Origin of the sequence: Dietzia sp. Alg238-R159 (genome assembly GCF_900537145.1) — a bacterium.
In the GTDB taxonomy this organism is placed as follows: domain Bacteria; phylum Actinomycetota; class Actinomycetes; order Mycobacteriales; family Mycobacteriaceae; genus Dietzia; species Dietzia kunjamensis.
In genome coordinates this window covers 82,540-105,054 of the sequence record NZ_UNRI01000006.1, presented here as the reverse complement: position 1 = coordinate 105,054, position 22,515 = coordinate 82,540, and the positions used below count along the sequence as shown (strand labels likewise).

Below are 22,515 nucleotides of genomic sequence, written 5' to 3'. Positions count from 1 at the left end.
GCGGGGCCGGGGCGCTCTACGCGCCGTCGGCGATGGTCGACCGCGCACCCGGCTGTCCCGGCACCGGGACGCTCGCCTCAAGGAACAGTCCCCGCGCCTCCACGCACAGCCGGTCGCCGGCGTGGATGGTGGCGTGCGTCCACGTCTTGCGGCCGTCGACCTCGTGCACCCAGGCCCGGAACGTCAGCGGCTGGAGCAGCGGCGTGGGCGAGCGATAGTCGATCTCGTAGTGCGCCGTCATCCCGAAGCGGCCACCCCAGTGGTTGGCGAAGCCCATCATGTGGTCGATGACGAGCGCGCTGATCCCCCCGTGGACACATCCCGGCGGGCCCTGGTAAACGGGACCGAGGGTCACCTCCGCCATCACCGACCCGTCGTCGCAGCCGTGGAACTGCACCGGCGGGGCGATCGGGTTCTCCTGCCCCCCGACCGGGTTGGAGCGACGGGTCCCGGCACCCGTCCACATGTTCTCCAGCCGACGTGAGGGCGTCGGGACTCGCGGCTCCAGCAGATCAGCGACCTCGGCCAGGCGGTCGGCGATGTCCCCGAGCTCGACCTCGGAGTGCGCCAGCGCCGCCGTCGCCTCCCGCAACCTCCGCAGTTCGGCCACCGCGCGGTCCAGCTCCGGGTCCGCCGGCGGCAGCTCGGGGACGGGGATCGGGTCGAAGGAGTCCCCGAACCGGCTCCGCGCGGCGTCGAGGGAGAACTGGTCCGGATCCAACCCCGGGAGGGGTACTCCACCGAATCCGGGACGATCGCTCTGTTTGGTCATACTCTTAGAGTATGTCGACACCTGTCAATCCGAAGCCGTTCGATCCCGTTACCTATGGCCCGTGGGCCCTCGTCGTGGGCGGAAGTGAGGGCGTGGGCGCCGAGATCGCGTTCCGCCTCGCCGATCAGGGCGTGTCCTCCGTGCTCGTCGCCCGCAAGGCCGGGCCCCTCGAGGAGACCGCCGAGGCCGTCCGCGCCAAGGGCGTCGAGTGCCGGGTCGTGTCCGTCGACCTCACCGAGCCCGGCGCCACCGAGGGCATCGCCGCGGCCTGCGAGGGCCTCGACCTGGGACTGCTCGTCCTCAACGCCGGCGCCAACACGTACGGCTCCGAGTTCGTCGAGTCCGACATGACCCAGGTTCAGAAGGTCATCGACCTCAACATCACCTCGCCGATGCAGATCATCCGGCAGTTCGGCCCCGCCCTCAAGGCCCGGGGTCGCGGCGGCATCGTGGTGATGGGCTCGATGGCCGGTTACCTCGGCCACGCCGACATGAGCGTGTACTCCGCGGCCAAGGCGTTCAGCCGGGTCTTCGTCGAGGGCCTGTGGCTCGAGATGCGCGAGCACGGGGTGGACGTCGTCGAGGTCATCCTCGGCGTCGTCCGCACCCCCGCGATGATCCGCGCCGGCCTGGACATGGACCTGCCCGGCTTCACCGTCAGCGAGCCCACCGAGGTCGCCGAGGAGGTCCTGGCGTCCATCGGCAACGGCCCGATCCACGTCTGCGGCGGCGAGAACAACCGCAAGGGCGTCGAGTTCTCCTCCGGCGTCGACCGTGGCCGGATCGTGGCCGGATCCCACAAGCGGATGAAGGCGCTGCGCGGGAATTGAAGTCCGACGCGACGCGCGCGCGTCGGTGCCCGGCCGTGGTCAGCCCTCGATGGGCCGGCCGCGGTCGGCGTCCCGGATACCCCTCGGCTCGATGAACAACGCCTCCGCCGTCGCGCAGAGGGTCTCGCCGGTGTGGAGGGTCGCGGTCGCCCAGATCTTCCGGCCCTCCACCCGTTCCTGCCGCGCCTCGAACCGCAGCGGGGCGAACAGCGGCGTCGGCGACTTGTACGAGATGCGCAGGTCCGCGGTCATGCCGACACTCTCCGCCGCGGCGTTCGCCAGCCCCAGCATCTCGTCGAAGATCAGCGCGACGATCCCGCCGTGGACGCAGCCGGGAGGCCCCTGGTACTCGATACCCAGGGTGAGGTCGGCCCGCACGGTCGCATCGGGGAACACCACCGGCTCCAGCGGCGGGGACACCGGGTTCCGGCTGCCGATCGCCGGGTTGGCCGCCAGGTGCTCCGGCACACCCCAGGTGGCGTACTCCGACGGCCGCACCACGGTGCCCACGGTCTCGAGGTGCTCGACCAACCCGCGCACGGTGGCCACGGCGTCGTGGACGTCCTCGTAGACGGACCCGGCAACCAGGCCGCGGAGTCGGCGCAGCTCGCGAGCCAGCTCGGTCGCGCCGGACGCATCGGGGTCCTGGCGGAGGAAGGGAGTGCCCTCATCGCTCGCACCGGCGGGGTCCGCGGTGCCGAGAGGGCGATCGCCCGGGGCGGTGGGGTCGGAAGGGCCGGAGTCGGTCGTCACGGCACCCGAATCTACTCTGCGCCCCGGGATCAGCCCTCGACCGCGCCCTCATCCCGGTGCTGCCGGTACGCCGCCACCCACTCCGCGGGCATGACGAACAGCCCCTCGGCGGTGGCGCAGAGGCGACCTCCCGCGTGGACCGCGCCCTGCGACCACACCTTCCGGCCGTCCACCCGGACCCGACGGGCGGTCACCACGATCGGCTCGAGGATGGGCGTGGGGCTGCGGTAGTCCAGGTCCAGGTACATCGTCATCCCGGTGGTCCCCGCGTGGTGGTTGACCCGGCCCAGCGCCGCGTCGAACAGCAGGGCCACGACACCGCCGTGAACACACCCCGGGGGGCCCTGGTACTCCAGCCCGAGCGTCATCTCGGCCCTGAGCGTCCCGTCGTCCAGCAACTCGAACTCCGCCGGCGGGGCGAGGACGTTGGACCGGCCGATGATCGGGCAGTTCGAGGCGTACCGACGCTCCCGCCAGTTGACCTCCTGCCGCTGCTCGGGGCTCGCCGACGCGGCCTCCAGCTCATCGGCCACCCTGCGGATCCGATCGGTCAGCGGGCCCAGGTCGGTGTCGAACATGCCGCCGGTGGTGAGCGCGCGGATCCGGCGCACCTGCTCCACCAGGGCGTAGAGGCCGGCCTCGTCGTCGTCGTCCCTGTCGACCGGACGGCCAGCACCGCGCGCCGGGTCCAACGGCCCCAGATCCACCGTCGGCCGGTCGCGCCGCACGACGCTCCCCGGCTCGACCGTCACCGGCTCGACGGTCACCGGGTCGGCAGTCACCGGCTCATTCATGCCGGCGCCGACCCGGTCACATCGGCGGCCGCCACCGCGTCGGTGACCCCGGCCGCACCGCGGCCCGCGCGCCGCCCGAAGAACGACCCGTCGCCCAGGGACGTGCCGGAGATGTACCCGTCGCCGTGCAGACCGTGCGTGCACCGCCCGGCCGCGAACAGGCCCGGGATCGCCTCACCCGCACGGTCGAGCACCCGCGACCCCAGATCCGTGTGGAGTCCCCCGAGCGTGAACCCCTGCGCCTTGAGCGGCAGGCCGTTGAAGGTGTCCGGCCCCCCGGCACCCGTCGGGTAGGCACCGAACGGCGGCTCGAGCGGGCGCACCCACCGGGCGTTCTTGCCGAACTGCGGGTCCTCGCCACGCTCGGCGCCGGCGTTGTAGCGGCGCAACTGGTCGGCCAGCGCATCGGCGGGCAACCCACAGTCGGCCGCGAGCTCCTCGATGGTCTCGGCGGCGTGCATGGGCTGCATACCCCACAGCTCGGACTCCGGGACGTCCTCGATGCCCTTCTCGTCGATGATCACCCACACCGGCGGGCGGCGGTGATACACGGCCGCGTGGCAGTACAGGCCCGGGTAGACCTCCTCGTTGATGAAGCGCTGCCCGTCGCCGTCGACGAGCATCGCGCCCACCACCAGGCGGGGGATGACGAGCATCGCGGTCTCGGTCTGGTGCATGCGGCGCACGGCCGCGCCGGCCTCGATGCCCATCTCGATGCCGGAGCCGTCGTCGCGGCCGTCGGAGACCTTGTCCTTGCCCAGCTGCTGCGGCGCCCACTGTTCGAGCATCCGGTCGTTGTCCACGAACCCGCCCGTCGCCAGCACGACGCCGCCGGTGGCGCGGTACTCGCGTTCCTCGGAGAACTGCGTGGCCCGGACGCCCACCACGCGTCCGTCCTCGACGATGAGCGAACGCGCCTTGACGTCGCACTGCAGGTCGACGCCGGCCTTCTGCGCCGTGGCCACGAGGGAGTCCATGAGCACGTTCCCGGCGAAGTTCGGGGCGGGCGGCCGGTGACCGCGCGCTGCCGGGGTGGCCAGGGACGCGTAGGGCTCCGCCCGCTCCCCCATCCACATCAGGCCCGAGTCGTCGCCCGGCATCCAGGTGGGGGTGTCCCACAACTTCCGGTTGAACACCGCTCCGTGCGAGACCAGCCAGTCGTGGTGCTCGACGGCCCCCGCGCAGTAGTCGGCGATCTTCGCCTCGTCGGCGTTGGGCCCGAGCGCGGCCAGGAGGAACGCGCGCATGTCCTCCTCGGTGTCGGCGATGCCCAGGGCCTGCTGGGTGGCCGTGCCGCCCCCCAGGTAGACCTCTCCGCCCGACTGCGCCGAGGAGCCGCCCGGTCCGGAGGCGCCCTCCAGCGCGATGACCGTCGACCCGGCCTCGGCGGCCTCGATCGCCGCGCAGGCGCCGGCGATTCCCATCCCCACCACGATGACGTCCGCCGTCATCACGGCGGGACGGTTGTCTGCACTCTTGTCCGTCATGGTCTGCACACTACTTGTAACGTGTTTCAGTTAGTGCATTAATGTCGGGTTCATGATTGATGGTTCCGACACCGCCCGTCTGGACGCCCTCGAGGCGAGGCTCACCTCGACCGAGACCGGTCTCGCCACCGCGCGGGCCGAGCTGGCCCGCGCGGCCGATGAGCTGGCCGTACTGCGGTTGCTCGCCTCGTACTCCCCCCGCGTCGACTCCGGCGACGCCGAGGGCGTGGCCGAACTGTGGACCGAGGACGGCGTCTACGACGTGGACACCGGCGTACTCGAGGGGCACGAGGGGCTGCGGGAGATGGTGCACGGGGACGCGCACCAGGGACTCATCGCGCACGGGTGCGGGCACGTCCCCGGTCTGCCGGTCGTGCTGCTGGACGGGGACCGCGCGGTGGCGACCGGCTACACGCAGCTCGTGGTGCGCTCGTCGCGCCCCGGGCGCTACACGGTGATGCGGGTGACGGCGAGTCGGTGGGAGCTGGAGCGGCGCGGCCGGGTGGACGCGCCGGACCGCGGGTGGCGGGTCGTGCTGCGCACCGCGCGCGCGGTGACCGACGACGGCGAGGGTCGGGCCCTCCTGGGACGGTCCCGCGAGAGGTAGCGTGGCAGCCATGTATCGCCGACGCCCCGCGGCCCCGGGCCCCACACCGGACCCGATCCTGCGCGCGGGCCGCCTCGCGCTGCTGACCACGTCCGCGGTCCACCTGGGGTTCCAGTCGATGGTCACCTCGGTGGTCTATCCCCAGCTGTTCGACGGTTCCACCCACGGCATCGCCGAGCGCCAAGCCGATCACGCCCGCCGCATCGCCCCCGTCGCCATCACGCTGTACGCGACGGGCCTCGGGGCGGCGGCCTGGGCGGCCTACGGGTCGGTCCGCTCGCGGGAGCGCAGCGGTCTGGGCGCCACGCTCCTCGCGTGCGCCACGGGCGTCGCCGTCCCGGCCATCACCGCCGGAGTGGTCCCGCTGCACATGGGGATCGCCCGGGAGCAGGTCACCGGGCCGCGCATCAGAGCGCTGATGGCCACGGACAGGCTGCGCACGGGACTGGCGGCACTGGGGCTGGCGGCGGCCGCGCAGGCGCTGAGCAGTCGGGACTAGGAGACGACTCCGCCGGCTCGCCCGGGTCCCTCGGCCGCCAGGCGGTCGAGCGCCTCCCGGAACGAGGGCGCCGATCGGTCCCGGTCCGAGATCGGGCCCACCGGCAGCGGCCAGTCCAGGCCCAGCTCGGGATCATCGTGGGCCACGGAGATGTCCTCGGTCGAGTCGTGCGGCCGGTCGATCCGGTAACACACGTCCGCATACTCGGTGAGCGCCTGGAACCCGTGCAGGAACCCCGGCGGGATGTAGAGATGGTGGAAGGTCTCATCGTCCAGCGTCACGGCGATCGATCTGCCGAAGGCATCGGAGTCGAGACGGATGTCGACGATGACGTCCAGGACCGCGCCCCGCGCGCACCGGACGAGTTTGGCCTCACCCGCGCCCCGGCGACCGTGCATCCCCCGGATGGTTCCCCGCCGGGAGCGTGACTGCGAGTCCTGCAGGAATCCGGCGGACGCTCCGGGCCTGCCGACAGCCGCGTCGAAGATCTCCGCGTCGAAGGTGCGGGTGAAAAACCCCCGCTCGTCGGTGAACGGTTCCGGAACGAGGACGAGGACGCCGGGCAGTTCGGTACTTTTGACGCGCACTCCCCTATCGTGCCGCACCCGGAGGAGGACCACCATGACTTGCCGCGGATGCGGGAGCGAACGGCTGATCACGATTCTGGACCTCGGGGACCAGCCAGCCTCCGATTTCTTCCCCCCGGTCGGGTCCCCCACCGACGATCCGACCCATCCGCTCGCGATGGCCCTGTGTCAGTCGTGTGCATTGGCGCAGTTGGCGGAGGACGACACGGTCACGCAGGAACCCCGCGGCGTGGAGCCACGCGCGCTGATCGATCAGGCCGTCGACGCGGTCGGCCGAGTGGCCGCCTCAGGATGGTTCGACGACCGATCGACCGTCCGGGAGTTCGGTAGCCCGCACGGCGGCACCTGGGTGGACCACCTGAAGTCGCGCGGTCTGCACCCCGTGAACGGGGGGCCGGCGGACGTGGTGGTCGACTGCTTCGGCATCATGCACTGCCCGGATCAACGCGCGGCCTTCGCCGACCGTCGTCGTGCGCTGGCCCCGGGGGGCGTCCTGCTCTTGCAGTTCCACTCCTTCGCCACGATCGTCGGACAGGGGCAGTGGAACGCCCTGCGCCACGGACACTTCGCGTACTACTCGACGACGTCGCTCCATGCGCTCCTGCGGGGATGCGGGTTGGCGATGCACGAGATCTGGAGCTTCGACCTCTACGGGGGCATCCACCTCGTCGCGGCGACCGCGGACCGGGACGCCGTCCTGCCGGAGCCGGTGCGGCAGATCATCGCCGAGGAGCGCCGTCTGGGCCTGCACACCGCGGAGGGCACGACCGCGCTCCAGCACTCGGCGGACAGCCACGCCACCCGCCTCCGGCGGTGGCTGGAGGACGAGCGTGCCAAGGGACACACCGTCGCCGCGTACGGTGCGGCCTCCCGGGCGGTCGCGCTCTTCGCCCGGGCGGGGATCACGCACGACCTGCTCGCCGCGGTCGCGGACGCGTCGTCGGCCAAGCACGGTAGCCGGATGCCCGGGACCGACATCCCCATCATCAGCCCGGAGACACTCCTCGCCTCAGCGCCCGACACCGTTCTTCTGACCGTCCCGGATCTGTTGCCCGAACTGCAGCGCACCCTGCCTGAACTTTCCGGCCGGTGGGTCGTCGACGGCCCGGTCAACCGGGGCTGACCCCGCGGGCGACGGGGTCGGAAAGTAGGAACTTTCTCACGAACAGGGGCCGGCTGAGCTATCGTGAAGTCTTCCGTACCGGACATGGGAGACGCCTCGCATGTCCTCTCAGCTTTCCGGGGGACAACATCGTGCAGTGTCGGCTCTGTGGGAACTCCACCCTTCTGAGCGTTCTCGACCTCGGTGCCACCCCACCGTGCGAGAGGTTCCTCACGGCCACCCAACTCGACGAGCCCGAGGTCACCTATCCGCTGCACATGCGGCTGTGCCCCGAGTGCCTCCTGCTCCAGATCCCCGCGCTCATCACGCCGGAGGACACGTTCACCGACTACGCCTACTACTCGTCGTTCTCCGACAGTTGGGTGGCGCACGCCAAGACCTTCGTCGACGACGCGGTCGGTCGCCTCGACCTGGGACCTGACTCCTTCGTCGTCGAGGTGGCCAGCAACGACGGCTACCTCCTGCAGCACGTCGTGGCCGCCGGTATCCGCTGCCTCGGTATCGAACCCTCCTCGAACGTCGGCGCCGCCGCCCGCGACCGCGGCGTCCCCACCGTCACGGAGTTCCTCGACCCGTCCTCGGCGCGGCGGATCAGGGACGAACACGGCCCCGCAGACCTCGTGGTGGCGAACAACGTGTACGCCCATATCCCCGATCTGCTCGGCTTCACCGAGGGGCTACGGATCCTGCTCGCCGACGACGGCCACCTCAGTATCGAGGTCCACCATGCGCTCCACCTGGTCGCCTCCGCGCAGTTCGACACCGTCTACCACGAACACTTCCAGTACTTCACGGTCCTCGCCGCCCGGCGGGCGCTCGTGACCGCCGGTCTCGACCTCTGCGACGTCGAGATGCTGCCGACCCACGGCGGGTCGATCCGACTCTGGGCGAGCCCCGCCGAGGCGGGCCGCGAGCCCGGCCCGTCGGTGCAGCGGGTCCTGGATCTCGAGGCGGATGCCGGTCTCCACCACACCGAGGGTTACCGCCACCTCCAGCCCGCCGCGGACGAGGCTCGTCGCCGTCTACTGGAGTTCCTGCTCGAGCAGCGACGGTCCGGAGCTCGTACCGTCGCTTACGGCGCCCCCGGCAAGGGCAACACCCTGCTCAATTACAGCGGAATCCGCACAGACCTGATCGAGTACGCCGTCGACCGCAATCCCTACAAGCACGGTCGATACACCCCCGGTACCAGGATCCCGATCCACCCACCTGAACGGATCGCCGAGGACCGCCCCGACATCGTCGTCGTCCTCCCCTGGAACCTGCGCACCGAACTGCTCGAACAGCTCCGCTACGTCGGCGGCTGGGGCGGACGGCTCGTCTTCCCGCTCCCCACCCTCGAAATCGTGGAACCTGCTCGCAGCGCGGTCGCAGGCCTCAACGACACCCCCTTCCTGGACGGAGCGAAGCGATGAAGGTTGTCCTGTTCTGCGGCGGCTACGGCATGCGTATGCGCAACGACGTCGGGGAAGGTCTGCCCAAACCGATGCAGATGGTGGGCCACCGACCTCTGCTGTGGCACGTCATGCGGTACTACGCCCACTACGGACACAACGAGTTCATCCTGTGCCTGGGCTACGGGGCCAAGTACATCAAGGAGTACTTCCTCAACTACAATGAGACGGAGTCCAACGACTTCGTCCTGTCGGGAGGGCAGGTCGATCTGCTCGCCTCCGACATCGGGGACTGGACGATCACGTTCGTCGACACGGGACTGGAGTCTCCGATCGGCGAACGTCTCCGCCGCGTTCGTCCCCACCTGGGCGGTGACGAGTACTTCCTCGCGAACTATGCCGACGTGCTCACCGACGCCCCGATGGACGACATCATCGAGAAATTCCACGACTCGGGGGCCCGGGCATCGATGATGGTCGTGCCGCCGCAGTCATCCTTCCACTGTGTGCAGCTGGGTCAGGACAGCTACGTCATGGGGATCACCCCGGTAGGTGAATTCCCCATCTGGGAGAACGCCGGCTACTTCGTGCTCTCCCAGTCGATCTTCGACCTCCTGCCGCCGGGCGGCGACCTCGTCGCCGACGTCTGCGGCTCCTTGGCCGGCACCGGAGAGCTGTTCGCCTACCAGCACCTGGGCTTCTGGAAGCCCGCCGACACGTTCAAGGAGAGGGCGGAACTCGACGAGGCCTACACCAAGGGCACCCATCCGTGGATGGTATGGGCGGCCGATCACGAGCGGACGGCCGAGGAGCGACGCCCGCACCCCGCTCCCGTGCCCTCGTCCACCCCCGAGGACTCGGCCGGGAGCATCCGCCGGTGATCCCGCTGTTCGCCGCCGTTCGCGAGGTGGCCGTCCTCGGCGCCCACTGCGACGACATCGCGATCGGGATGGGCGGGACCCTGTCCGAGCTGTGCTCGACCATCCCCGGACTACGGGTCCGCGCGCTCGTTCTCACCGGAGCGGGCACGTCGCGGGAGGACGAGGAGCGCGCCGCGCTCGCCGCCCTCCTGCCCGGGGCGGACCTCGAGATCACGGTCCTCGATTTCCGGGACGGACGGCTTCCCGCGTCCTGGGACCGGGTCAAGGACTCCGTCGCGGCGTTCGCCCGCGCAGGCGATCCGGACCTGGTGTTCGCCCCCCACCGGAACGACGCCCACCAGGACCATCGGCTCCTAGCCGAGGTGACGCCCACCGAGTTCCGCGACCACCTCATCCTCGGTTACGAGATCCTCAAGTGGGAGACCGATACCCCGTCACCCTCCGTGTTCCTGCCGTTCTCCCCGGAGACGGCGCAGCGCAAACAACAAGTCCTCCTCGCGCACTACCCTTCACAGCGCCACCACGACTGGTTCGGTGACGGCGAGTCGTTCGTCGCGTTGTCCCGGCTCCGTGGAGTGCAGTGCCGGGCGCCTCACGCCGAGGCTTTCGTACTAGAGAAGGCGACCATCTCGTTCACGAAGGAGTCGACATGCGTGTCTTGATCACCGGCAGTCAGGGGTACATCGGAACCGTGATGACGGAGGTCTTCGCCGCTGCTGGTCACGAGGTGATCGGTCTGGACATCGGCTACTTCGCCGAGTGTGTGATGGGCCCGCCCCCGCAGGATCCACCCACCATCGCCATCGACCTGCGGGACATCACCGTCGACGACCTCGCCGGCTTCGACGCGGTGGTTCATCTCGCCGCACTGTCCAACGACCCGCTGGGCGCGGTCGCCCCCGAGATCACGCACGACATCAACCATCACGCCTCGGTCGCCCTGGCCCGCGCCGCCAAGGAGGCGGGCGTCGGGCGATTCCTGTACGCGTCGACGTGTTCGGTGTACGGAGCGGCCGGGGACGAGCTCGTCACCGAGTCGGCGCCCCTGCGGCCGCTGACCCCGTACGCGGAGAGCAAGATCCGGGTGGAGGAGGACGTCGCCGCCCTCGCCGACGACTCGTTCGTCCCCGTCTTCCTTCGGAACGCGACGGCGTTCGGTTTCTCGTCGCGCCTGCGTGCCGACATCGTGCTGAACAACCTGGTGGGCTACGCGGTCTTCACCGGGCAGGTCAAGGTCCTGTCCGACGGGACCCCGTGGAGACCGCTCGTGCACATCCGCGACATCGCCGACGCCTTCCTGGCCTGCCTGGACGCCCCGGCCGACGTGGTCAGTGGCACGGCGTACAACGTGGGCAGCGAGGCCAACAACGTCACCGTCGCCCAGATCGCGCAGTCCGTGGTCGACGAGGTGCCCGGCGTCACGCTCGCGATCACCGGTGAAACGGGTTCCGACCCGCGGTCGTACCAGGTGGACTTCGGGGCGATCCGCCGCGACCTCGGTTTCGAGGCCCGGTGGCAGATCGCTGACGGGGCCTTCGAGCTACACCGCGCCTACGCCGCGTCGGACTTCACCGAGGAGCAGTTCTTCTCGCGGTTCACCCGGCTCGCCCGACTGCGCGACCTGCAGGACACCCGCGTGATCGATGAGGCGATGCGTCGGTACCCGGCCCTGTCGTGACCCGGCCCGGGGTCAGCGTCTTCGACCGCTCCAACGCGCTGCAGAGCGAGCTCCACCGGCTCGTCCCCGGAGGCGCCCATACCTACGCCCGGGGCTCCGATCAGTACCCGGACTCGATGGCCCCGGTGCTGTCTCGGGGACGCGGCGCGCGGGTGTGGGATGTCGACGGCAACGAGTACGTCGAATACGGGATGGGGTTGCGTTCGGTGACACTCGGTCACGCGTTCGCGCCCGTGGACGACGCCGTCCGGGCGGCGATCTCCGATGGCGTCAACTTCTCCCGACCGACCGACCTCGAGCTCCACGCGGCCAGGGACTTCCTCGACCTGGTGCCGGGTGCCGACATGATGAAGTTCGCCAAGAACGGCTCCGACGCCACCACCGCGGCGGTGCGGCTCGCCCGCGCTGTCACCGGACGCACCGGGGTGGCCGTCGCGCAGCAGCCCTTCTTCTCGGTGGACGACTGGTTCATCGGGACCACCGACATGCCCGCGGGGATCCCCGCGGCGACCACCAGCCGGGTGCGTCGGTTCCGGTACAACGACTTGCCCTCGCTGGAGGAGATACTGGTCGACGGGGATACGGCATGCGTCATCCTGGAAGCGGCGACCGGCCAGGCGGAGCCCGCCCCCGGGTTCCTCGAGGGGGTGCGCGAGCTGTGTACCCGACACGGAGCGCTACTCGTCTTCGACGAGATGATCACCGGGTTCCGGTGGTCGGCCCACGGTGCGCAAGGGGTGTACGGGGTGACCCCGGACCTGTCGACGTGGGGCAAGGGCATGGGTAACGGCTACGCCATCGCCGCGCTGGCCGGTCGGCGGGAGTTCATGGAGTTCGGCGGCCTGAACACCGACCGGGAACGGGTGTTCCTGTTGTCCACGACGCAGGGGCCCGAGCGCGTGGGTCTGGCCGCCTTCCGCGCGGTCGCCGCGGAGTACCGCAGAACCGATCCCGTGGCGGCGATGGAGGCTGCCGGAACCGCGCTCGCGGACGGGGTGAACTCGGCTGCCCGGGCCGCCGGACTCGGCGATCACCTCCGGGTCGTCGGCCGTGCCTCGTGTCTGGTGTTCGAGACCTGCGACGCCGAAGGCATGCCCTCGCAGGCCTTCCGGACCCTGTTTCTGCAGGAGCTCATCACGCGGGGGGTGCTCGGGCAGTCCTTCGTCACCTCCGCCGCGCACACCGCGGAGGACATCGACCGTACGGTGGACGCAGCCACCGCGGCGCTCGGGCCGTACGGAGACGCTCTCGCAGCCGGCTCGGTCGACGGGCTCCTGCGCGGACGGCCCGTCGCCCCCGCGATCCGCCCCTACGCCGCCCCACGCCGACTACGCCAGGACAGTGATGACTCATCACAGCAGCGACCCCGCTGACCCCCGCCGGTCGACTACACTCAACTGGGTGGTCTCCGTGCTCGCACCGCTGCTTATCGCCGCTGTCGTCTCCTCCGCGTGCGCGACCGGCGGCGGTCCGCAGGGTGCGGGCCGACAGCAGGCCGACGATCGCCACACCGAGGTGGAGTCGGTGGCGGTGGCCGATGACGGGACCGAGCGATCCGTGTGCAGATTCTGGTACGGGATCGGCGACTCACCCACCGACGCGGAGATCCGGGCGGATCACGATGTGGTGGTGCTCAACGCGTGGGAAACCGATCGGCTGCGTGAACTCAAGGAGATCGACCCCGACGTCGTCGTCCTGGTGTACAAGGACCTGTCGAGTACCCGCAGTTACAGCGGCGCCTACGACGACGGATCCGACGCCGAGAAGCTCGCGACGGGGATAGGTTTCGGCCGCGCCGAGACGGAGAACCCCGAGTGGTTCGCCCGGGACTCCTCGGGTCGCCGGATCGAGTGGGACCCGTTTCCGGGTCACTGGCAGATGACGGTCTGGGACGAGACGTACCAGCGCGCCTGGACCGACGCCGTGGTCGCGGAGGTCACGGCCGAGGGCTGGGACGGTGTCCTCGCCGACAACGCGCTAAACACGTTGTCGTACTACACGGACCAGGTGGTGGAAGGGACGTCGTCACAGGCGGAGACCGATGAACGTGTGCGCACCGGCATCGACGAGATGCTCCCCGTGGCCGGCACCGCGCTCAACGACGCCGGGAAGCTGCTCGTTCCGAACACCGCGGACTCGCGCATGTTCGACGGCATGTGGCTTTCCAACAGTCGCTTCGGCGGCGGGTTGGACGAGTTCTTCGCACGAAAGTCCGACGACGGGTCACTCATCACCTTCGACGGCCACCAGTGGGAGGAGATGATGGCCTCGGCGGCGGCCGGGGACCGTTGGCTGCTGCTCATCACCAACGAAGCCGGTCGGCGGGAGCAGCAGTCCGGGTTCGCGGCCGCCGCACTGTTGGCGGGCCCGCGGACCTGCTGGATGGCCACGGGCGATCCGTCCTATCGGTCACTGCCCGACAACCCCTGGCTCGACGCCGGCCTCGGGCAGGCCGTGGAGACCGCCGGACGGTCGGTGGACGGCGTGTGGACCAGGAGGTTTACTGGCGGCTGGGTCGCGCTCAACCCGACGGGACGGGCCGCCCCCGTGGTGGTGCCGGACGAGTTCCGTGACCGTGTGGACGAGGGTCTGCTCGAACCCGGCGAGAGCCTCGTGGTGATCAGATGAGCGTCTCGTAGAACCCGAGGTGGGCGGCGGCGGACCGCTCGACCGAGTACAGGCGTCGCGCCCGGTCGGCCAACGCACGTCCGAGGCGCCCCGGCTCGGGATCGGTGAGCAGTCGCACGAGCGCGACCTCGAGTGCCTCGACGTCGCCCGGTCGCGCGAGATAGGGGTAGCCGGGTACATCGAGCATCTCGGCGACGCCTCCCGTGTCGGTGGCGAGAACCGGCTTGGCGGCGCCCATCGCCTCGGCCACCACCAGCGGCTGCTGCTCCATCCGAGAGGGCAGGACGAGTGCGTCGTGAGCGGCCAGGAGTTCGGGCACGTCGGTCCGGTAGCCGAGGAACTCGACCCGGCCGGCCAGGACGGGGTGCGCTGCGAGCCGCTCGGCCTCGGGTCGGGCCGGGCCGTCTCCGGCGACGGTGAGGGTGACCCCGTCTCGGAGCACACCGGGGCGCTGCAGCGCGGTGAGCAGATCGACGAGCCCCTTGCGCTCCACGAGCAGCCCCACGAAGAGCAGGCGACGGACCGGCCCGACCGGTGGCGCGGCCTCGGGCAGAACGACCCCGTTGTCCAGATGGACGATCTGACCGAGAGGGATCCGTAGCCGGCGATGGAGAAAGTCGGCCATCGCGGTGGCGGGGACGACCGTGCGGGTCGACGCGGCGGCGGTGGCGGCGTCACCGGCGAGGACGGCGCGCGTGTACCGGGACGGTCCGATCGCACCCCGCTCACCACTGAACCACGGCTGCGTCACGTCGTCCGGTACGCCGTGGTAGGTCTGCAGTACCGCCCGGGGACCGCCGGGGATCCAGTGCATACCCGCGGCGACCAGTCCGGCGCGACGGTCCTGGGCGTGCACGATGGTCGGTCGCCAGCGCCGGAGGGCTGCCCTGGCCCGGCTCCGCGCGCGCAGGTCTCCCTTGCGGGGAACATCGATCGGATGGTGGATCTCGCGGACGGCCTCGCCGCCACGGGCGGGCGGGGGACCGAAGACGCCGACCGTGTGACCACCGAGGTCGGCGACCGCGAGGGCGAGTCGGGTGGTCACGTCGACGGGTCCACCACGGTCCTGTGTCAGTAGGTAAGCGATACGTGCCATGAGCGTCCCCTCCTCGTCGCGCGCCGACTCACCTTCGACCGACCAGTTCGGTCACCAGCGCGGCCATGTCGTCGGCGACCCGGCGCGTGTCGAACCGGGACACCGCTCGAGCTCTCCCGAGACGACCCTCCCGCGCCGCGAGTTCCCCGTCTCTGAGGCGGGCGGTGATCTCCCTGGCGAGTCCCGCGAGGTCGCCGACGTCGAGGACCGCGCCCGCATCGCCGATGCTCTCGCGCATGCCGCCACCGGCGAACGCGACGAGCGCTCGCTCGCTGGCCATCGCCTCGAGGGGCACCAGCGCCATGCCCTCGGCCCGGGACGGCGCGACGACGACGTCTGCAGCACACATGTAGAGACAGGGGTTCGGACTGTCACCGATCCAGAGCACCGACGGGTCCGACGCGATCGGATGCTCGGCGAACAGCTCCTCACGCAACGGCCCGGCGCCGACGATCGCCAGTCGCGCACCGGGCACGTCGCGCAGCACCGCGGGCCAGGCGCGCAGCAGGTAGTCGTGTCCCTTGAGCGGCGACAGGCGCGCCACGCACACCGCGAGCGGGCCGTCCGGTATCCCCACCTCGCGGCGGGCGAGGTCGCGGTCGCCGGGACGGATGCGGTCGGTGTCGACACCGTTGGGGACGACGACGAGCCGCCCGTCGATCCCGGCGCGGACGCCCTGGAGGCACTCATCCGAGCTCACGCACACGATGGCGTCAGCCCACCGGGCGGCCAGTCTCTCCCAGAGCAGCGCGGGCCGGGCGGCGGCCCCGTCGTCGGCCTCGAAGGACCACAGGTGGGGCTGGAAGATGGTGGGGACCGCGCGCCCACGGACCGCGAGCCGCCCGGCCAATCCCGCCTTCGAGCTGTGCAGGTGGACCACATCGGGACGGACAGTGCGCAGGAGTGTCGCCAGCCGGACGATCTCGCCCGGGGTGCTCCGCCCGGGCGACCGGGTGGCCTCCCAGCGGTGCACCGACACCGGGCGATCGACGAGGCGCTCCGGCAGCCGGCCGGCCGACCCGGTGGCTACGTGCACGTCCCAGCCACGGGCCGCCTGGTCGGTGGCGAGGGCCTCGACGACGGCGGCCACCCCGCCGTCCACCGGTTGCGAGACATGCACCACCGCCGGGCGGCTCGTCGACGTACCTTGTGTCACCTGTTTCCCCTTTCAAGATCGATCTACCCGCGGCGGAGCCGTCTGAGATCCCCCAGGACGGCGCGGTTGGCCGCCCACGCGAGTGTGCAGAACACCACGATCAGAACGATCGTCTGGACCGCGGTCGACGCCCAGGAGACGGTCAGACCCACTCCCGCGGCCCGCAGTCCCGCGGCGGCCGCGACGCACCCGAGCACGGGGATCGACACACCGAGCACGGCGCGGCCCACGTCGACCATCCTCGGCGCCACCCCGGCACGACGCATCACGAGGTGTGCGGGAACGAGCAGCACGCCCGCCGCCATCAGTTGCGCCCAGGCCGCTGCGGTCACGCCCCGCCCGGTGAGGGTCAGGAGAAGGGTCGCACCGATGATCAGGTGTGACACCTCCAACAGCAGGTACAGGCGGAGCCAGCCGACGGCCCGGAGCGCCTCGTACCAGATCACCAGGACGCTGAATATCGCGCCGTAACCGCAGAGCACGATCAGGACCGGTGACGACGCCGACCACTGCTCGCCGAGGAGGACAATGCTGTCCGCCAGGAGGGCGGCGAGCACGTACGGGCCCGCGACGATCAGCAGGCTCGCGTGGGTGAACCGGCCGGTGGCGGCCGCGAGCTCGTGGCGACGGTCAGCCCGGATCAGGGTGGAGAAGACGGGGAACGCGACGGCTCCGAGCACGACGGCCACCATGATGTACGGCACCCAGGCGATCCGGAAGGCCAGCGAATAGACCCCGACGGCGTCCGGGCCGAGAATCCGTGAGATGATCGGGTAATCGATGCTGACCAGCACGTACGAGACCACGGCGGCCGGGCCGACCAGCTTGATCCATCCGATCGCCTCGCGGGCCACGGCGGTGTCCCACCGGAGCCTCAACCGGCTGCCCACCACGTACCCGAACACCGGCTGGAGGACCGCGGTGACGAGCATCCCGACAGCGAGCGAGTAGGGCCCGGCTCCCGCCGCCGCGAGTCCGACGGTGACGGCCGCGCCGAGCAGGGCGCTGCCGGCGTCCGGGAGCATCCGCCGCCGGAAGTCGAGAGTGCGGTGCATCAGCGCCATCTGCACACCGCCGACCGCGGTGAACGGCAGACCCACCGCCACTATCGCAATCAGCGGGGCGGACGCGGGGGCACCGACGAGATGCGCGATGGGGACGCACAACGCCACTCCGCCGACGGCCATGGCCAGCCCGGCCGACACCGACATGACGAGGACGGTGCCCGCCATCAAATTTTCGTCGCGGCTGGTACGGGCGATGACGTCGTAAACGCCCATCATCTGGATGACCTGACCGATGTTGACCAGGGACACCGCGACCGTGACGAGGCCGAGGTCGGCCTCGGTGAGGAACAGGGCGAGGACGATTGTGACCACCATCTGGCTGCCCTTGCTGGCGACGTTGACCAGCCCCAGCCAGAGTGAGCCCCGCGCAGCCCTGGCCGCCAGCGAGTCGGTCGCGGTCGTCTCCGACATGGCCGCCCCGACTCAGCGAGCGGTAGCGGAGGCCGATTCCCCCGCCACCGGCCCGTCAGACGTCGAGAGGTCGCCCCCCGGGTCGGTCGGGACCGTCGCGGCCGACTCGTCCGGCTCGCCATCGTCTCGCGTCTCCTCCGGGTCCGCGTGCTCGTCCGAGAGGATGACGGCGACGATCTCGCGGTGATCCGGCAGGCTGCCGATAGCAGCCCGGAGGGCCGCCGAGTCCGCCGAGCTGCGGGTAACGAGTCCCACGGCAATCCGGCGCTTGTCGGTGACCGGCGCGGGCTCCAGGGCGAGTTCGTCCGCCAGGCGTGCCGCCGCGTCGGCGAGCTGCGGTTCGGTCGCGACGAGACGCAGGGGTCTGGCCACGGTCTCGCGCAACAATCTCAGTTGCTCGAGACTGTCGACGGAGCCGTCGTCGGCGACCATCACCACGGGATGACCGATACCGGCGTCCTCGAGGAGCCGGCGCAGCCGACGGGCCGGTCGTGGCCACCACAGGGTCGCTGCGCCAAGCGCCGCGACCCCTCCGATCGCCCCGGCGACGACGGCGACGCCGAACCCCAGCAGCAGGTCCGGTGACGCGCGCCTCACGGTGGGCACCGGGTCGAGCACGCGCAGGCCCGCGGTCGGGGAGAGGAGCTCCGCCTGCACGAACTCATCCGCGAGTTCGACGGCGAGACCGGCGGCGACCTCCGGATTCTCCGCGCGCACGGTGAGTCGCGCCAACCCCGAGGCGGGGACGAGCTCCACCGTGACGTCCTCGGCGATCTCGGTCGGATCCCCCGGGGCGCCCGGCACACGTTCGGCCGCGGCGGTGAGCACGGAGGCGCTGTGAGCCACCTCGATCACTGCGGGCAGCGAGTTGGCGACCACGACCCCGAAGTCCGCGGTCTCCGCTGTTGAGGGGGTCGCCTCGGGCACGGCCAGCAGGCCGATCCGGGCGTCGTACGCATCGCTCCGCACCAGCAGAGCCGCGGCCACGGCGAGAAAGACGATGAGCGCGGTCGCGAGCGCCGCCGCCACCCGCCTGGTCAGCCAGTGTGTCGTCGGTCGGTTCATGGGCAATCCCTTCCGGAGAGCAGGGACCTCAGGAGGTCGTCGTAGGAGCGCATCATGTCGTCGGGAGCGTAGGAGTTCGCGATGGTAGCGAGTCCGTGCTCCGCTGCGCGATCGCGCGCTGCGACGTCGGTAAGCAACTCGCGCAGTGCCGAGGCGGTTCGCTGCGGATCGTTCCGCGGGACGAGACGACCCCCTCCCGCTCTCAACACCTCGCGGAGACCGTCGACGTCCGACGCGACGACCGGACGTCCTGCGGCGAGCGACTCGAGTACCGAGATGGGCAGGCCCTCCCAGTCACTGGTCAGAACCGTGACATCCGTGGCCGCGAGGAGGTCCCGGACGTCGGATCGGGGCCCGAGGAAGCGTATTCGGTCGCCGAGGTCGGCGGCCCGCTCCTGCAGTTCCGCCCGCAGTGAACCGTCGCCGGCCACGAGGAGAGTGGCGTCCACGTCGAGCAGCCGCCAGGCGTCGATGAGCACGTCGTGCCGCTTCTGCGGCTCGAGGCGAGCCAGACAGAGGGCCACGGCCTGGTCGGGAGGAATGCCCAGTCCGAGGCGGGCGGCGTGACGGTCCGATCGCCCGGCCGGGGTGACCGCGTTTCGGATCACCCGCGGTACGGGGCGTCCTGCGCCGGCGGCGCTCAGACGATCGGCGATGACCTGGGCGACGGCGACTATCTGGTCGGCGCTGCACCGCAGCGCGCGCGCTGCCAGCCGGTAGTCGTCTCCCGCGACGCCGTGGAACACGGCGAGGACCGGCACACCTGGACGGGCGAGCCGCACGACCACGCTCGCCAGCACGTTGTGGGCGATCACCGCGTCGGGCCGGAACTCCTCGAGGGCGGCCCTGACCGCCCGGCGGCCACGGAGAACCGACGGTACCGACCTGGTGACCAGAGGCAGCTCATAGTGCGGGTGCCCCCGAGACGCGAGATCGTCCGCTCGCGACCCCCCGGACGAGGCGACCGCCGAGGTCCAGCCGAATCGGGCACCCCGGTCCACGAGCTCGACCACCAGGGACTCGGCCCCTCCGATACCCATCTCGTTGATGACATGCACGACGCGCATCGCTCACCCCCTCCCCGCAGCCGGATAGCGCAGGTGCAGAGCGCACGCGGCCGCGACAGCCGACCATAGGGAGATATAGTACTGCTCGGACAGGAAGATCGAAGCGACGATGACGGCCAGCAGACTCGCCTGGACCGCGACCACCGTGGTCCGGTCCGCCCCCCCGCGTAGCGCGAGCTCGGTCGAGACCAACGCGGTGACGATCACCGCGATGAACAGCAACAGGCCCAGACCTCCGAGCTCGGCTGCGACCTCCAGATACATGTTGTGGGTCACAGGGGTCTGTTCTGCTATCTCGGCGAGGCCGGACGCGGCGACGTACTCCTCACGGAACCCGCCCGGCCCGACCCCGAGCACCGGGTTCTCCGCGAGCATCCGTGCCGCCGCCTGCCATCGAATCATCCTGGAATCGACGTTGGAGCCGGCGATGTACTGCTTCTCGCCGAGCGCCGCGACGAGTGTGGAAGCAGCGACGGCGGCCGTCGCCGCAGCCGTGATCACGACCGCCGACCCCGCGAGGATCAGGGTGCGCATCGACATGGCTCCACGAGCGAGCAGCCAGATCACGGCCACAGCCGCCGCGACCGCACCGCCGCGCGAGAACGTCGCGGCCGCCCCAAGTGCGAGGATGCCGACACACCCGATCCGTACCAGGCCCCACCACCGGCCGCTCCTGCCCACCGTGACGACCAGCGGCAGGGCGGCGACCAAGACGTAGGCGAGGTCGTTGGGATCCTCGAGCGGACCCGTGGCCCGTTTCTCGCCCGACACCACGACGCTGACCAGCGCACCGCTGCCGGCGAGCACCGCTCCCACCACCGATGCCACCAGGACGGTGCGCACCCTGATCTCGCGGGCGAGAACATCGACGAGGACGGCGGTGATCGCAAGAAAGGGGATCCAGCGGACGGCGTACTGCAGGGTGAACGGTCCGGAGAGGTTGAGAGCCGTGCTGGCCAGGACCGTCGCGGTGAGCGCTGCGAGCAGGACGTGGACGGGGTGGAGGTTGCCCCGCGTTCTCGACCCCACCCTGAGCAGCAGCCAGGAGAGCAGGAGCAGGATGGCCGGGACCTTCGCGGCCTGCGGATGCACAGCGATCAGGGTCCCCTCGACCGCACCCGTGCCGACCGTCAGCACCGCCGCCACGAGGACCAGCCGCTCAACGGCTCGGAGCGCCCTAGATCGCACGCGGCCGGGGTCGCCGACCCCGGGACGTCCGCCTACCGGCGAGGGCCGGAGGACATCGACCACCGCCGGTCCCGGATCCGTGCGCGGACGCGCTGGTCGAGCCGGATGCGCACGCGGCACGGCATCGTCTCCTCGCGTCTGCGAAACGACCGTTCGGGGGTCGGGCGGTACCAGGCGACTATTGCAGACTAGGTCGCGGAGTGCACAATTCTTCGCAAACTTCGACAAGTGTTGTATTGATTGAGCGTCTGAGATCGAACGACTGAGACAGTGTCCGCGCCGGCAACGGCGGATCGGGTCCTCCGATCGCCCCGCGACCCGGTACAGAAGGGAGCATTTCCGTGGTGGCCCATCCGTCCCCAGTCCCCGTGGCGTCTCGTTCCCGGGTCTCGATCGTTATCCCGTGCTTCAACTACGCCCGGTTCCTCGGCGCCGCGATCGACAGCGCTCTGGCCCAGCCCGGGGTCGACCTGGAGGTCATCGTCGCGGACAACTGGTCGACGGACGGCAGTGTCGACCTCGCTCGGCGGCGCGCGGCCACCGATGACCGCATCCGGGTGACCACTCAGCCGTACAACAAGCCGTACCTGCAGAACTACAACGAGGCGCTGGCGTCGACCACCGGAGAGTTCGTCACCGTGCTGGATGCGGATGACCTGCTCTCACCGGGTTCCATCACACGATCCGTGGCCCTGCTGCAGGCCTGCGGCGACCTCGCCTTTGTCTACGGTTACTGCAGGCCGTTCGAGGGCGTGCCCCCGGAGCCGCGACTCGGGCGCACCCGTTGGACGGTATGGGACGGAACGGAATGGCTGGGTCGCTTCATGAGGATGGGTCGCAATGTCATCCTGAGCCCGGAGGTGCTCCTGAGACGGTCGATTCTCGAGGCCGCCGGGGGGTTCGACACCGGGTTCCCGACGGGAGCAGACATGCTGCTCTGGCTGCGCTGCGCGGCCCTCGGCGGCGTGGGGCGGATAGACGGGCCGGACCAGGCGCTGTACCGGATTCACGAGTCGAACATGCACTACGAGGAGAGCGCGGGCCAGCTCCTCGACGACCTGAGATCCCGTGTCCACGTGTTCGAGCACTTCCTCGAGCACGACGCTCCGCCCCTGCCGGAGATCGACCGGTGGCGGGCAGACTACCGACGCGCTCTCGCCGGCTACGCGATGCGTAACGCGCACGAGGCGTTCGACCGCGGGACGGAAGCCGAGAGACGGGTGGGTGCCGAGTCCGCGGCCCTCGCGAAGGAGTGTCTTCCGGGCATCGTGAACCAGCGACGCTGGAAACGACTTATGAGACGACGAGGCGGTGACCATTCCCGCTGGAACCGACGCATCGCCGTCACCGCCCGGACGATTCGCCACCGTGGCGCGACGCTGTTGCGCAGGCGACTCGAAAGATAGCACCGCCCCGACCGGTTCCCCGTACT

At 70.5% G+C, this 22,515-nt stretch carries 22 protein-coding genes; 11 read left to right on the top strand and 11 right to left on the bottom strand.

Going from position 1 to position 22,515, the window contains the following annotated elements; translation table 11 throughout:
- Positions 1-16 precede the first annotated feature (16 nt).
- Positions 17-772: a PaaI family thioesterase gene (locus tag G6R20_RS14015; protein WP_120285673.1), complete on the bottom strand. Its 756-nt coding sequence runs from the start codon at positions 770-772 to the stop codon at positions 17-19.
- Positions 773-783: 11 nt separating this feature from the next.
- On the opposite strand from G6R20_RS14015, the gene G6R20_RS14010 reads away from it, so the two are divergent.
- On the top strand, positions 784-1,602 hold the full coding sequence (locus tag G6R20_RS14010; RefSeq protein ID WP_240341479.1) for an SDR family NAD(P)-dependent oxidoreductase: 819 nt from the start codon (positions 784-786) through the stop codon (positions 1,600-1,602).
- Positions 1,603-1,641: 39 nt separating this feature from the next.
- On the opposite strand, the gene G6R20_RS14005 is transcribed toward G6R20_RS14010, so the two are convergent.
- From G6R20_RS14005 to G6R20_RS13995, 3 genes are read right to left on the bottom strand one after another with little or no spacing between them, the layout of a single operon-like run.
- The gene (locus G6R20_RS14005; protein ID WP_163376736.1) at positions 1,642-2,355 is read right to left on the bottom strand and encodes a PaaI family thioesterase; all 714 of its coding nucleotides are present in this window, start codon (positions 2,353-2,355) and stop codon (positions 1,642-1,644) included.
- Positions 2,356-2,384: 29 nt separating this feature from the next.
- Complete coding sequence (locus tag G6R20_RS14000) at positions 2,385-3,137, bottom strand: PaaI family thioesterase (protein ID WP_240341478.1); 753 nt, start codon at positions 3,135-3,137, stop codon at positions 2,385-2,387.
- An 8-nt stretch (positions 3,138-3,145) separates the two neighbouring features.
- The gene (locus tag G6R20_RS13995) at positions 3,146-4,636 is read right to left on the bottom strand and encodes an FAD-dependent oxidoreductase (protein ID WP_163376734.1); all 1,491 of its coding nucleotides are present in this window, start codon (positions 4,634-4,636) and stop codon (positions 3,146-3,148) included.
- A gap of 52 nt (positions 4,637-4,688) precedes the next feature.
- On the opposite strand from G6R20_RS13995, the gene G6R20_RS13990 reads away from it, so the two are divergent.
- Both G6R20_RS13990 and G6R20_RS13985 read left to right on the top strand, forming a co-directional pair.
- Positions 4,689-5,243, top strand: a complete 555-nt coding sequence (locus G6R20_RS13990; protein WP_120285670.1) for a nuclear transport factor 2 family protein — start codon at positions 4,689-4,691, stop codon at positions 5,241-5,243.
- A gap of 10 nt (positions 5,244-5,253) precedes the next feature.
- A complete protein-coding gene (locus tag G6R20_RS13985) occupies positions 5,254-5,742 on the top strand; it encodes a hypothetical protein (protein WP_163376733.1) in 489 nt (162 codons plus the stop codon).
- Here G6R20_RS13985 and rfbC read toward each other — a convergent pair.
- Complete coding sequence (gene rfbC, locus G6R20_RS13980; RefSeq protein WP_163376732.1) at positions 5,739-6,329, bottom strand: dTDP-4-dehydrorhamnose 3,5-epimerase; 591 nt, start codon at positions 6,327-6,329, stop codon at positions 5,739-5,741. The genes G6R20_RS13985 and rfbC overlap by 4 nt on opposite strands.
- 34 nt (positions 6,330-6,363) lie before the next feature.
- Here rfbC and G6R20_RS13975 point away from each other — a divergent pair, with 34 nt between their 5' ends.
- From G6R20_RS13975 to G6R20_RS13945, 7 genes are all read left to right on the top strand, one after another.
- Positions 6,364-7,452, top strand: coding sequence for a methyltransferase domain-containing protein (locus tag G6R20_RS13975; protein ID WP_163376731.1), 1,089 nt, complete (start codon positions 6,364-6,366; stop codon positions 7,450-7,452).
- A gap of 131 nt (positions 7,453-7,583) precedes the next feature.
- Positions 7,584-8,867 carry a class I SAM-dependent methyltransferase gene (locus G6R20_RS13970; protein ID WP_163376730.1) on the top strand — a complete coding sequence of 428 codons (1,284 nt, stop codon included), beginning with the start codon at positions 7,584-7,586 and terminating at the stop codon, positions 8,865-8,867.
- Entirely contained in the window at positions 8,864-9,727 is an 864-nt protein-coding gene (locus G6R20_RS13965) for a glucose-1-phosphate cytidylyltransferase (RefSeq protein WP_163376729.1), read from the top strand. The genes G6R20_RS13970 and G6R20_RS13965 overlap by 4 nt, the downstream gene beginning before the upstream one ends.
- Entirely contained in the window at positions 9,724-10,389 is a 666-nt protein-coding gene (locus G6R20_RS13960; protein WP_163376728.1) for a PIG-L family deacetylase, read from the top strand. The genes G6R20_RS13965 and G6R20_RS13960 overlap by 4 nt, the downstream gene beginning before the upstream one ends.
- On the top strand, positions 10,377-11,405 hold the full coding sequence (locus tag G6R20_RS13955; RefSeq protein WP_163376727.1) for an SDR family oxidoreductase: 1,029 nt from the start codon (positions 10,377-10,379) through the stop codon (positions 11,403-11,405). Before G6R20_RS13960 ends, G6R20_RS13955 begins: the two co-directional genes overlap by 13 nt.
- Positions 11,402-12,778 (top strand): glutamate-1-semialdehyde 2,1-aminomutase, encoded by a 1,377-nt coding sequence (locus tag G6R20_RS13950; RefSeq protein WP_163376726.1) that lies wholly within the window; start codon positions 11,402-11,404, stop codon positions 12,776-12,778. Before G6R20_RS13955 ends, G6R20_RS13950 begins: the two co-directional genes overlap by 4 nt.
- A 28-nt stretch (positions 12,779-12,806) precedes the next feature.
- Positions 12,807-14,033, top strand: coding sequence for a putative glycoside hydrolase (locus G6R20_RS13945; protein ID WP_240341477.1), 1,227 nt, complete (start codon positions 12,807-12,809; stop codon positions 14,031-14,033).
- On the opposite strand, the gene G6R20_RS13940 is transcribed toward G6R20_RS13945, so the two are convergent.
- The 6 genes from G6R20_RS13940 to G6R20_RS13915 are packed head-to-tail and all read right to left on the bottom strand — an operon-like array spanning position 14,026 to position 21,083.
- Entirely contained in the window at positions 14,026-15,129 is a 1,104-nt protein-coding gene (locus G6R20_RS13940; RefSeq protein WP_163376724.1) for a glycosyltransferase family 4 protein, read from the bottom strand. The two genes, G6R20_RS13945 and G6R20_RS13940, sit on opposite strands and share 8 nt — an antisense overlap.
- A 28-nt stretch (positions 15,130-15,157) precedes the next feature.
- Positions 15,158-16,285, bottom strand: coding sequence for a glycosyltransferase family 4 protein (locus tag G6R20_RS13935; RefSeq protein WP_240341476.1), 1,128 nt, complete (start codon positions 16,283-16,285; stop codon positions 15,158-15,160).
- 23 nt (positions 16,286-16,308) lie between these two features.
- A complete protein-coding gene (locus G6R20_RS13930) occupies positions 16,309-17,763 on the bottom strand; it encodes an oligosaccharide flippase family protein (RefSeq protein ID WP_096906434.1) in 1,455 nt (484 codons plus the stop codon).
- A gap of 12 nt (positions 17,764-17,775) precedes the next feature.
- On the bottom strand, positions 17,776-18,828 hold the full coding sequence (locus G6R20_RS13925) for a hypothetical protein (RefSeq protein WP_163376723.1): 1,053 nt from the start codon (positions 18,826-18,828) through the stop codon (positions 17,776-17,778).
- Positions 18,825-19,895, bottom strand: coding sequence for a glycosyltransferase (locus tag G6R20_RS13920; RefSeq protein WP_163376722.1), 1,071 nt, complete (start codon positions 19,893-19,895; stop codon positions 18,825-18,827). Before G6R20_RS13920 ends, G6R20_RS13925 begins: the two co-directional genes overlap by 4 nt.
- Before the next feature lie 3 nt (positions 19,896-19,898).
- Positions 19,899-21,083 carry an O-antigen ligase family protein gene (locus G6R20_RS13915; protein WP_240341475.1) on the bottom strand — a complete coding sequence of 395 codons (1,185 nt, stop codon included), beginning with the start codon at positions 21,081-21,083 and terminating at the stop codon, positions 19,899-19,901.
- Between the two features lie 368 nt (positions 21,084-21,451).
- On the opposite strand from G6R20_RS13915, the gene G6R20_RS13910 reads away from it, so the two are divergent.
- On the top strand, positions 21,452-22,489 hold the full coding sequence (locus tag G6R20_RS13910) for a glycosyltransferase (RefSeq protein WP_163376721.1): 1,038 nt from the start codon (positions 21,452-21,454) through the stop codon (positions 22,487-22,489).
- Positions 22,490-22,515 lie beyond the last annotated feature (26 nt).